The organism is Streptomyces sp. NPDC001100, from assembly GCF_053598575.1.
In genome coordinates, this window is the sequence record NZ_JBSFKO010000058.1 from 34,556 (window position 1) to 45,714 (window position 11,159).

Below are 11,159 nucleotides of genomic sequence, written 5' to 3' on the forward strand. Positions count from 1 at the left end.
GACGCGCTCAGGCCGCCTCGGTCGCGATCTCTTCAGGGGCCGTCAGTACGGCTGTCGCGTCGGTCAGGTGGAGAACGGCGTCCGCCAGTGCGGCCAGGCGGCGGTCGTGGGTGATGAGGAATGTCGTGCGGCCTGCTGCGAGGTGGCGGAGGGGTGCCATGATGCGGGCGACCGCCGCGTCGTCGAGGCCGGTCGTGGGTTCGTCCAGGACGAGTACGGGTGCGGTGCGCAGCATGGCGCGGGCCAGGCCGATCCTGCGGCGCTGGCCTCCGGAGAGGTTGTTGCCGTGCTTGCCGACCGGGGTGTCGTAGCCCTCGGGCAGCGCGCTGACGAATCCGTGCGCGTCGGCCGCGACGGCGGCGGCGAGGACCTCGCTGTCGGCCGCGTCCGGACGGCCGTAGACGATGTTCGCGCGGACCGTGTCGTCGAAGAGCATGCTGTCCTGCGGGAGGAGGGTGATGTGGCGGCGCACCTCGTCCACCGGGAGTTCGGCGATGTCCCGGCTGTCGAGGAGGATGCGGCCCCGGGTGGGTTCGTGGAAGCGGAGCAGGAGTTTGCCGAGGGTGGACTTTCCGGCGCCGCTGGGGCCGGTGACGGCGACCAACAGGCCCGGGGGGATGTCGAGTTGGACGTGGTGGAGTACGGGGTCCGCCGCGCCCGGGTAGGAGAAGCCGACGTCCTGGAAGGTGACGGCGCCGCGTACGGGTTCGGGGAGTGGCCGCGCGTCGGGGCGAGGGACAGGTTCAGGGGTGGGAGTGGTGCGCAGGACCTCGACCAGGCGTTCGCAGGCGGCGGTGGCCGTGGAGGCGCCGACCAGGAGTTCGCCGAGTTCCTGAAGGCGCGGGTGGAGGTAGCTGAGGAAGGCGGCGAAGGAGAGCAGGCCGCCCACGGTGAGGTGGTGTTCGGAGATCTGCCACGCCCCGGCGCCGATCACGGCCAGCACGCTGAGGGTTTCGAGGAGTTCACCGAGCGGGCCGTACACGGAGGACAGCCGGATCTGGCGCAGACCGGCCCGCATCCAGGTGCGTCCCTCACGGTGCACCTTGCTGCGTTCCGCGCACTGACGGCCGTAGGCCTGCACCAGGGGCATGTTGGCGAGGCTTTCCTCCAGGAGGGAGGCGAGGCGGCCGTTGCTGTCGCGTTCCGCGCGGGTGGCGGTGCGCATCAGGGTGCCGAAGACGCGGGCGCCGAGCCAGATCAGCGGGGCTGCGGCGAGGGTGATGAGCGCGAGCTGCCAGCTGGTCCGGAACGCGGCGGCGGCGAAGACCAGGGCGCCCGCGGCGGAGGTGATCAGCTCGACGGGCGCGGAGGCGACCAGGGTCTCGACGACCTCGATGTCCCCGGTGAGACGGGTGACCAGGTCGCCGGTGCCGTAGCGGTCGAGGGTGTCCGGCGGGATGCGCTGGAGGTGTTCGAAGACGTGGTCGCGCAGGCCCAGGAGGAAGTGCTCGCTGGTCCAGCCGGACAGGTAGCTGCCCGCGGCTGAGGCCGCCGCGCCGGCCACGGCGAGGCCGAGCCAGAGCGTGGCCGGTCCCCAGAAGGCGTCGAGGTCGCCGGGGGCGAGGACGTCGTCGGTGAGGCGGCCCGCGATGGCGATCGCCACGGCGTCGGCGGCGGACGAGGCGATGAGGAGCAGGGCGGAGAAGAGGACGGCTGCGCGGTTGCCGCGGACCAGGGGCCAGAAGGTGCGGAAGGCGGCGAGCGGGGAGACGCGGGCGTGCCGCGTCCGGGACGGGCGGTGCTCCCCTGCCGCCCTCCGGTCCCAGGGCGTGCCGGGGTCCCTGTCAGGCGGACGGGCGGACCCCGGCACAGCCGTCACTTGCCGTGCTTCTTGTGCTTGCGGTGGTGCTTCTTCTCGTGGTGGTGGTGATGCGCCTCCTTGGCGCACTCCTTCTTCTTGGCCTTCTTGGCCAGGGTGATCTTCGCGAAGGACACGGCGTTCCCCTTTCTCGGAGTTGGCAACCGGTAGTACGGGGGCGGGAGTTGGCGAACTCAGGAAGGGAGGTGAGGGTTGGATGATGTTCCCTTACCGAATCCCTAATCGGGTCCGCCGGTGCCGTGCGGCGCCGGGCGCGACGTTACGGATACGTTCCGGACTCTTGACGACAGCCGTATGACTGCGTAGACATGACAGCGCAGACATGACTGCGTAGACAGACACGCAAGGCCGGCCATCGGGAGACACCATGACGCGCGGGACAGGGCGGGGCGGGAACACCGCGATTCCGCGCAGCGTGGACGTGGCCCGCCTGGCCGGGGTCTCGCAGAAGACGGTGTCGCGGGTCTTCAACGACGAGCAGTACGTCTCCGCCGAGGTCCGCCGACGCGTGCTCGAAGCCGCCGAGCAGCTCGGCTACCGGCGCAACAACGCCGCCCGGGCGCTGGCCTCCGGACGCACCCGCTCGATCGGTGTGGTGACCTTGGGGACGGCCCTGTACGGTCCGGCCTCGCTGCTCATGGGTGTCGAGCGGGTCGTCCGGGACACCGGCTACGCGCTGCGCGTGGTGAACACGATGGAAGGCGACCCGGCGGGCATGGCCGGTGCCGTGGACTCGCTCCTCGATCAGGGCGTGGACGGCATCGTCATCTCCGAACCGATCGACGAGGAGGGCATCCCCGGTGACGACGGAAGTGCCGCTCCGCGTCTGAACGTTCCGATCCTCGTCCTCGGCGCACCCTCCCCGGTCTCCGCGCCGCTCGTGCTGACCGCGGGCGACGGCGCCGACCTGATGGCCCACACCGCCACCGAACACCTCCTGGAACTCGGTCATATGACGGTCCATCACCTCGCGGGTCCGCAGCGGTGGTATGCCGCACGGGACCGCCTGGAAGGCTGGCGGGCCACCCTGACCGCGCACGGCAGGGCCGTACCGCCGCCCGTCGAGGGCGACTGGTCGGCCGCGTCCGGGTACCGGGCGGGACGCGAACTGGCCGAGGGCGGTGAGGTCACCGCCGTGTTCGCCGCCAACGACGACATGGCGATCGGACTGATCCGAGCGCTGACGGAGGCCGGGCTGCGGGTGCCCGAGGACGTCAGTGTGGTCGGCTTCGACGACATCCCGGTCGCCGCCTATGTGACTCCCCCGCTCACCACGGTGCGCCAGCCGTTCGACGCCGTGGCGCAGGAAGGGCTCAAGCGTCTGGTGCACGCCATCGAGAACCCGAACGCGGCTTCCCTGCCGTCGAGCCCTCCGCCGGTCGACCTCGTCATCCGTACCTCGACCGCGCCACCGCCCGTCCGGACGACCCCGGCTCGCGGCAGACGTACCGCCGCCCGTTCCCGCGAGGGCGCGCATCACGCCCCGCCGCCGAACGGAGGCCCGGCCACCCACCAGTGACGACGCCGGTCAGCCCGGACAGCACGAGCAAACGGCCGGCGCGTGACCCCAGGACGAGCCGCAGGTCCCGGTCACACCCCGTCCCTCCGAACGCCCTTGCCAGGCAAGGCCGTTCCTGAAGCCGGCAGACGGCGAGCCGCCTCGCCCCCACTGTCCCCGTCGCCGGTTCACCACCTTCTTCTTCGGCCACGACCTCGCTCTCCGCACCCGGAGAAGTCGTCGGCCCGGTCCACGAGGACGCGTGCCCGACCCCGTCGGCGTCCGCGCCTCGGCCGGCGCGTCCGCGCCCCTCCTCCATCACGCCTCCGCACGCCCTTGCCAGGCGTGCCGTCAACTTCGCCACCGGCGGGAGTTCACCATGCCCAGAAACACCTCTTCGTCCATGCCCGGCCCCTTCTCCATGAGCCGGCGGGGCTTCCTCGCCACGACGGGCGCCCTGTCGCTCGGCGTCACCCTCACCGCCTGCGGCGGCAGCGGCTCCGGCGGCTCGACCGCGTCCAGCAAGCCGGTCAGCCAGGCCGACATCGACAAGGCCATGAAGACGCCGACCGAGCTGACGTTCTGGACCTGGGTCCCGAACATCGACAAGGAGGTCGCGCTCTTCGAGAAGAAGTACCCGGCCGTCAAGATCAAGGTCGTCAACGCCGGCCAGGGCACACCGCAGTACACCAAGCTGCGCACCGCTCTCAAGGCGAACAGCGGCGCCCCGGACATGGTCCAGATCGAGTACCAGGCCATCCCCACCTTCACCATCACCGACAGCCTTCTCGACCTGCGGCCCTACGGCGCCTCGGCCCTCAAGTCGACGTTCGTGGACTGGACCTGGAGCCAGGTCAGCGGCAGCGGCGGCCAGATCTGGGCGATCCCGCAGGACACCGGCCCGATGGGCATGCTCTACCGCAAGGACATCTTCGACCAGCACGGCATCGAAGTCCCCACCACCTGGGACGAGTTCGCCGCGGCGGCCCGCAAGCTGCACAAGGCCGACCCGAACGTCTACCTCACCAACCTGGCGGCCAACCAAGTGGCCGCCTGGCACGGCCTGTTGTGGCAGGCGGACGCCAAGCCCTACAGCCTGTCCGGCAAGAGCGACATCACCATCGGTGTGGACGACGCCGTCTCGCAGAAGCTCGGCGCGTACTGGGGCGGACTCGCCAAGGAGGGAGTCATCGGCGTGGAGCCGGACTTCACCGACTCCTGGTACGCGGCCCTCAACAAGGGCAAGTACGCGACCTGGCTGACCGCCGCCTGGGGCCCGGTCTTCCTCTCCGGCTCCGCCAAGGCCACCGCGGGCAAGTGGCGCGCGGCCCCGCTCCCGCAGTGGGACGCGAGCAAGCCCAGCTCCGGCAACTGGGGCGGCTCGACCACCGCGGTCATCCGTTCCACCAAGAACCCCATCCAGGCAGCGGTGTTCGCCCAGTTCCTCAACACCGATCCGGCCAGCGCCAAGATGTTCGCCACCGAGCAGTTCTTCTTCCCGGCGACCAAGGCCCTGCTCACGGAGGCCGACTTCGTGTCGGACGCGCCGACCTTCTACGGCGGCCAGAAGGTCAACCAGGTCTTCGCCGACATCAGCTCCACGGTCAACTCCTCCTTCCAGTGGCCCCCGTTCCTCGACCAGGCGGCCACCGACTGGACCGAGACCGTCGGCAAGTCCCTCGCCGACAAGACCAACACCGTGCGCGCGCTGGGCAGTTGGCAGTCGCGGCTCACCACGTACGCCAAGACCCAGGGCTTCACGGTCCACTCGGCCTGACGGCGCGCCGGGTCCCGCGCGGCGGCGCGGGGCCCGGTCCCCGGCACACCCCACCCCTCAGAAAGGCCCGATGATGACTGCCACAACCGCGGCCTCCCCCAAGGGCCGGCGCGGCGGCGGGCGCCGCCGCCGGTCGGCAGGGCCGCTGTTCGTCGCACCCTTCATGGCGCTGTTCCTGCTGCTCTTCCTCGCCCCGCTCGGCTACGCCGCCTACCTCAGCCTCTTCCAGGAACGGCTCATCGGCGGAACGGCGTTCGTCGGCCTCGACAACTACGTCCGGGCCCTGGGCGACCCCCAGCTCATCCACGGTGTCGTGCGCGTCGCCCTGTTCTTCGTGATCCAGGTCCCGCTGATGCTGCTGCTGGCGCTGCTTTTCGCGCTCGCCCTCGACAGCGGGCTGCTGCGGTTCGCCAAGGTGATCCGGCTCGGCATCTTCGTCCCGTACGCCGTGCCGAGCGTGGTCGCCGCGCTCATGTGGGGCTATCTGTACGGACCGGACTTCGGCCCGTTCGCCCAGCTGAGCCACGATCTCCATCTGCCGGCACCGGCCTTCCTCAGCGACGGCTGGATGCTCGGGAGCCTGTCGAACATCGTGACCTGGGAGTTCGTCGGCTACAACATGATCATCCTGTACGCCGCGCTGCGCACCGTTCCCGAGGAACTCTACGAAGCCGCCGCCATGGACGGGGCGGGCGCCTGGCGCATCGCCTGGTCCATCAAACTGCCTGCCCTGCGGCCCGCGTTGATGCTCACCCTGCTGTTCTCGGTGATCGGCAGCTTCCAACTCTTCAACGAGCCGAAGCTGTTGATGAGCATCGCCCCGGACGTCATCAGCAGTTCCTACACCGCCAACCTCTACGCCTACACGCTCGCGTTCACCGGACAGCAGGTCAACTACGCGGCCACGGTGTCCTTCCTCCTCGGCCTCGTCATCGTGATCGTCTCCTACGCCGTCCTGCTCACCGCGAACCGCAGGAGGACCTCATGACGACCACCCTTCCCACGGCCGAGCTCGCTCCGCCGGCGAAGCGGGCTCCGGCCGCCGCGCGCAAGCGGGGCAGGAAGCGGCACAGCACCCCGCTGACGATCGCCATGCTGGCCGTCCTGGCGTACTTCCTCCTCCCCCTGCTCTGGCTGCTGGTCGCCTCGACCAAGAGCACTCAGGACCTCTTCAACACCTTCGGCCTGTGGTTCTCGCACGCTCCGCAGCTGCTGGCGAACATCAGGGCCACCTTCACCCAGGACGACGGCGTCTTCGTGCACTGGCTGCTCAACACGGTCATGTACGCGGGTGTCAGCTCGATCGGCGCCGCGCTGCTCGCGGCGGCCGGCGGGTACGGGTTCGCCAAGTTCCGCTTCCGCGGCGACCGGGTGGCCTTCAACCTGGTCGTGGGTGCCGTGATGGTCCCGGCCACCGCGCTGGCGATCCCTACCTATCTGCTGTTCGCCAAGGCGGGCCTGGTCAACACCCCTTGGGCCGTCATCCTGCCGTCCCTGGTCAACCCGTTCGGCCTGTACCTGATGCGCGTGTACGCCGAGGACGCCGTCCCCGACAGCATCCTGGAGGCCGCCCGGATCGACGGCGCCGGCGAGGCGCGCATCTTCTTCCGGATCGTGCTCAGGCTCCTCGGTCCCGGGCTGGTGACCGTCCTGCTGTTCACACTGGTGGCGACCTGGAACAACTACTTCCTGCCGCTGATCATGCTCAACAACCCGAACCTGTACCCCGTCACCGTCGGCCTCTCCTCCTGGGCGGCGCAGGCCCAGAACGGCGGGGCGGGCTCCAGCAGCGACATGCTCGCCCTGGTGGTGACCGGCTCCCTGATCTCGATCGTCCCGCTCGTCGTGGCGTTCCTGATGCTCCAGCGGTACTGGCAGAGCGGCCTGGCGTCCGGCGGCGTCAAGCAGTAGCGCGCATCCGCGTCCCTCGTACCACTTCCCGTTTCCCCGGAGGTTTCCCCCCATGGCGGCTCTGCCTGCCCGTGTCCTGTTCGGTGCCGCGTACTACCACGAGTACACGCCCGGCTACGGCTCCACCATCCGGCCCGACGAACAGCTCAAGACCGACCTGGACCTGATGGCCGAGGCGCACTTCACCGTGATCCGGGTCGGCGAGTCGGTCTGGTCGACCTGGGAACCGGAGAACGGCCGGTTCGAACTCGACTGGCTGCAACCGGTGTTGGACGGCGCCCACGAGCGGGGCATCTCCGTGGTCATCGGTACCCCGACCTATGCCGCCCCGCAGTGGCTGGTCCGCCTGTACCCGGAGATCACCGCCGAGTACGCCACCGGGCAGCGGCTCGGCTGGGGCGCCCGCCAGGAGATCGACTTCACCCACCCCGCGTTCCGTTTCCACGCGGAGCGGCTCATCCGCGCGATGGTCGCCCGGTACGCCGACCACCCGGCGGTCATCGGCTGGCAGGTGGACAACGAGCCGGGCCTGCACCTCCTCCACAACAACGGTGTCTTCCAGCGCTTCGTGGACCATCTGCGGGAGAAGTACGGGGACGTCGAGAGCCTCAACCGCGAATGGGGACTGGTCTATTGGTCGCACCGCCTGTCCACCTGGGCCGACCTGTGGACCCCGGACGGCAACGAACAGCCTCAATACGACGTCGCCTGGCGGGAGTTCCAGGCCCGCCAGGTCACCGAGTTCATCGGCTGGCAGGCCGACCTCGTCCGCGAGTACGCGCAGCCGGGCCAGTTCGTCACCACCTGCATCTCGTACACCCGCCAGGGAGTCGAGGACGACGAGCTGTCGGACCGCCTCGACATCGCCTCCGGCAACCCGTACTACGACATGCAGGACGGCCTCCTGCTGCCCGACCCCACCCTCGACGACCACGAGCAGCAGTGGAAGACCACCGGGGTCTGGTCGATGTACCAGACCGCCGACTGGATGTTCTCCTCGCGCCAGGAGCCGTTCCTCGTCACCGAGACCAACGCCCAGAGCATCGGTTTCCCCTGGGACAACCGGCCCGGCTACGACGGCCAGTGGCGCCAGGCTGCCTGGGCGCACGTCGCGCGCGGGGCCCGGATGATCGAGTACTGGCAGTGGCAGACCCTGCGTTTCGGCGCGGAGACCTACTGGGGCGGAGTCCTCCCGCACAGCGGCAGGCCCGGCCGCACCTATGCCGAAATCGCCCGGCTCGGGGCGGAGTTCAGCGCCGCGGGCCCGCTCGTCGCCGGTCTTGAGCCGGACGCGGACATCACGATGGTCTACTCGACGCCGAGCAAGTGGCTGATGCAGAAGTACCCGCCGCTCGCGAACGCCGAGGGCGAGCCGGACGCCGCCGCCTACCACCGCTTCTTCGACCCCTTCTACCGGGGCACCTTCGACGCGGGCCGCCAGGTGCGCATCGTCCACGCCCGCCAGCTGCACGATCCGCGCGGCGAGCGGGACGGCATGACACCGCAGGAGGCCGTAGGACGCCACCCGGTCCTCGTCGCCCCGGCCCTGTATGTCGTCGACGACTCCATGCTCGACTGGCTGGAGGCGTACGCCCACGCAGGCGGCCACCTGGTCCTGGGCCCGCGCACCGGTTACGCCGACCACGAGGCACGGGCCCGCCACGAACCGGCCCCCGGACGGCTCGTCGCGGCGGCGGGCGTGCAGTACGACGAGTTCGGCAACCTCACGCAGGACGTGCCGGTCCGCGCGGTGCCCGGCGGCTCGTTCGAGGTGCCCGCCAACGCCCGTGCCACGCGATGGATCGAGGGCCTCACGGTCGTGGACGCCGAGGTTCTCGCCGCGTACGAGCACCCGCACTACGGCCGCTGGCCCGCGGTGACCACCCGGGCTCATGGCGCGGGCCGGATCACCTGCGTGGGCACGGCGCCCGACCGTGACCTCGCCCGGGCGCTGGCCGAGTGGCTGTCCCCGGCCGCGGCCAGCGGCTGGCAGCACCTTCCCGCGACCGTCACCGCGACCACCGGGACCGCACCCGACGGCCGCCGTGTCCACATCGTCCACAACTGGAGCTGGGAGCCCGCGAGCGTCACCGCCCCGGCGGACCTCACCGATGCCCTGACCGGCGAACCCGTCGTCGCCGGCGCGGCCCTGAACCTCGGCGCCTGGGACGTACGCGTCCTCGTCTCCGGAACAGCCACCCGACCCTGATCCAACTCCCCTGAGGAGGGGCCATGCAGAGAAGACGGCTTGGACGAGCCCTCGGAACCTTTGCCGCTACATCCGCGATCCTCGCCCTACCCATGGTCAGTGCGCAGGCGTACAACCCGACCGGCGGGACCCTCTACCAACTCGGCGGTGACGCCTGCCTGAAGGGGCGCGGCAACTGCGCGATCTATCCGAAGTCGGCGCAGCTGCCGAGCGGCCGGCTCGTCGCGTCCTTCGAGAAGTCGACGGTCGTGACGGCGTCGGGCAGCGCCGACGGGCAGACCCTCCCGGTCTACAAGAGCGACGACGAGGGCACGAGCTGGCAGCCGCTGTCGGAGGTCAAGGCTCCGGCGTACCTCTCCAAGGATCCCCGGTACGCGAAGTACACGAGCAACTGGACCAACCCCTACCTCTACGTCCTGCCGCAGAAGGTCGGCAGCCTGAAGAAGGGCACGCTGCTGCTGGCGAGTGTCGTGTCGGGCGACGACTACTACTACAAGGAGCAGAAGGCGGCCGACCCCAACTGGACGCCGAACAACGACGGGGACCGCAAGGACCTGGCGATCGCCCTGTATGCGAGCGGTGACGATGGCAAGACCTGGAAGGTGGTCAACGTCGTCGCCACCGGTGGGTGGCAGGGCGGCAGCGCGGGCGCCATCGGCCGGAACATCGCGACCGCCAACACGGACAAGCAGGTCGACCCCCTGTGGGAGCCGTACCTGATTGTCTACAAGGGCAATCTCGTCTGCTACTACTCCGACGAGAACGACTACACGGGCTTCGACCCGGTCACCGGTGTCGCGACCCTCGACCCCGCAAATGACACCGCCGCCGACTCGCACGGTCAGATCCTCGTCCACAAGACCTGGGACGGCGGCGACGGGAAGTGGAGCGACCCGGTCGTCGACATCTCCGGTGCCGTCCAGGACATGGGGGGCGGCAAGACGGAGATCGGTGGCGGACGGCCGGGCATGACCAATGTCGTCCCCACGACGGACGGCCGGTGGCTGCTGACGTTCGAGTACTGGGGCGGCGGGGCCAACACCCAGTACGCGATCGCCGACGACCCGCTGAAGTTCTTCCGCGGCACCCAGACCGGCATGTCCGTCGGCTCGCTGCCCGTCGTCGCGGGGTCCCGCCCGCTCCCGGGCGGCGGCAGCCCGGTGATCGTCCGGCTCCCCGACGGACGCCTGGTGTACAACGCGGCGGGCAGCGGCGATGTCTGGGTCAACAAGAGCGGGCGCAGCGACGGAGTGTGGACGGAGTACCAGACGACCTCGCCGGCCGGCTACAGCCGCAACCTCCAGTACGTCGACGGCACCGGTCGCGTGGCGATCCTCAACAACCAGGGCACGTCCACGATCGCCTACGCCGAGGTCGACCTCGGGCACTCGGACGGTGCCTACTACAAGCTGGTCAACCGCAAGACCGGCCAGGTGATCGGCACCGGGAACAGGACCAACGACGCCAACCTCGGCAACGGGAACGTGCCCGACGTGGTCCTGGAGGACGCCGGCGCGGCGGCCGACCCGGACACCGAGTACTGGCACGTGGTGACCGAACCGCAGGGCGGTACGACCCTGCTCAACAAGTCCGGCGGCAGGGCGGCCGCCATCTGGACGGGCAACGCCACGGCCGGCCAGAAGATCGGCCAGTGGGTCGACAACAGCTCCACCGGCAGCTGGAACCTCGTCAAGAACAGCGACGGGTTCTACGCACTGCAGTCCGTGAAGAACACGAGCCTGTACCTGACCGGCGCGACCGCCGGAGCGCAACTCACCCTGCAGACCGCGCTCACGGACGGCTCGCAGGACTGGAAGCTCGTCCAGTAGGCCCCACCTGGGAAAGGGCCTGGCCGCTGCGGGCCTGGCCCCACAGGGCACACCGAATCACCGTCAAGCTCTGGCGCCACCACGCCGCGCAGGCCCAGGCCGACCGGATCACCGCG

7 protein-coding genes are annotated in these 11,159 nt (G+C 70.0%); 6 read left to right on the forward strand and 1 reads right to left on the reverse strand.

Features of this window, described 5'->3' with window-relative positions:
- Positions 1-7 precede the first annotated feature (7 nt).
- Positions 8-1,819, reverse strand: a complete 1,812-nt coding sequence (locus ACWDEW_RS45840; protein ID WP_450521850.1) for an ABC transporter ATP-binding protein — start codon at positions 1,817-1,819, stop codon at positions 8-10.
- Between the two features lie 367 nt (positions 1,820-2,186).
- Between ACWDEW_RS45840 and ACWDEW_RS45845 the strand changes: the two genes are divergently transcribed.
- The 6 genes from ACWDEW_RS45845 (at position 2,187) to ACWDEW_RS45870 (ending at position 11,043) form a co-directional block, all read left to right on the forward strand.
- Entirely contained in the window at positions 2,187-3,338 is a 1,152-nt protein-coding gene (locus ACWDEW_RS45845; protein WP_450521852.1) for a LacI family DNA-binding transcriptional regulator, read from the forward strand.
- A 358-nt stretch (positions 3,339-3,696) separates the two neighbouring features.
- The gene (locus ACWDEW_RS45850; protein ID WP_450521853.1) at positions 3,697-5,094 is read left to right on the forward strand and encodes an ABC transporter substrate-binding protein; all 1,398 of its coding nucleotides are present in this window, start codon (positions 3,697-3,699) and stop codon (positions 5,092-5,094) included.
- A 70-nt stretch (positions 5,095-5,164) separates the two neighbouring features.
- On the forward strand, positions 5,165-6,082 hold the full coding sequence (locus ACWDEW_RS45855) for a carbohydrate ABC transporter permease (RefSeq protein ID WP_450521855.1): 918 nt from the start codon (positions 5,165-5,167) through the stop codon (positions 6,080-6,082).
- Positions 6,079-7,005 carry a carbohydrate ABC transporter permease gene (locus tag ACWDEW_RS45860; protein WP_450521857.1) on the forward strand — a complete coding sequence of 309 codons (927 nt, stop codon included), beginning with the start codon at positions 6,079-6,081 and terminating at the stop codon, positions 7,003-7,005. The genes ACWDEW_RS45855 and ACWDEW_RS45860 overlap by 4 nt, the downstream gene beginning before the upstream one ends.
- Before the next feature lie 52 nt (positions 7,006-7,057).
- Positions 7,058-9,214, forward strand: a complete 2,157-nt coding sequence (locus tag ACWDEW_RS45865; RefSeq protein WP_450521859.1) for a beta-galactosidase — start codon at positions 7,058-7,060, stop codon at positions 9,212-9,214.
- A 23-nt stretch (positions 9,215-9,237) separates the two neighbouring features.
- Positions 9,238-11,043, forward strand: a complete 1,806-nt coding sequence (locus ACWDEW_RS45870) for an RICIN domain-containing protein (protein ID WP_450521861.1) — start codon at positions 9,238-9,240, stop codon at positions 11,041-11,043.
- The last annotated feature ends 116 nt before the right edge of the window (positions 11,044-11,159 follow it).

What these genes read in the sequence shown, in the direction of transcription:
- ACWDEW_RS45845 (WP_450521852.1), top strand. Translation starts at nt 2,187, where the DNA reads ATGACGCGCGGGACAGGGCGGGGCGGGAACACCGCGATTCCGCGCAGC.
- ACWDEW_RS45850 (WP_450521853.1), top strand. Translation starts at nt 3,697, where the DNA reads ATGCCCAGAAACACCTCTTCGTCCATGCCCGGCCCCTTCTCCATGAGC.
- ACWDEW_RS45855 (WP_450521855.1), top strand. Translation starts at nt 5,165, where the DNA reads ATGATGACTGCCACAACCGCGGCCTCCCCCAAGGGCCGGCGCGGCGGC.
- ACWDEW_RS45860 (WP_450521857.1), top strand. Translation starts at nt 6,079, where the DNA reads ATGACGACCACCCTTCCCACGGCCGAGCTCGCTCCGCCGGCGAAGCGG.
- ACWDEW_RS45865 (WP_450521859.1), top strand. Translation starts at nt 7,058, where the DNA reads ATGGCGGCTCTGCCTGCCCGTGTCCTGTTCGGTGCCGCGTACTACCAC.
- ACWDEW_RS45870 (WP_450521861.1), top strand. Translation starts at nt 9,238, where the DNA reads ATGCAGAGAAGACGGCTTGGACGAGCCCTCGGAACCTTTGCCGCTACA.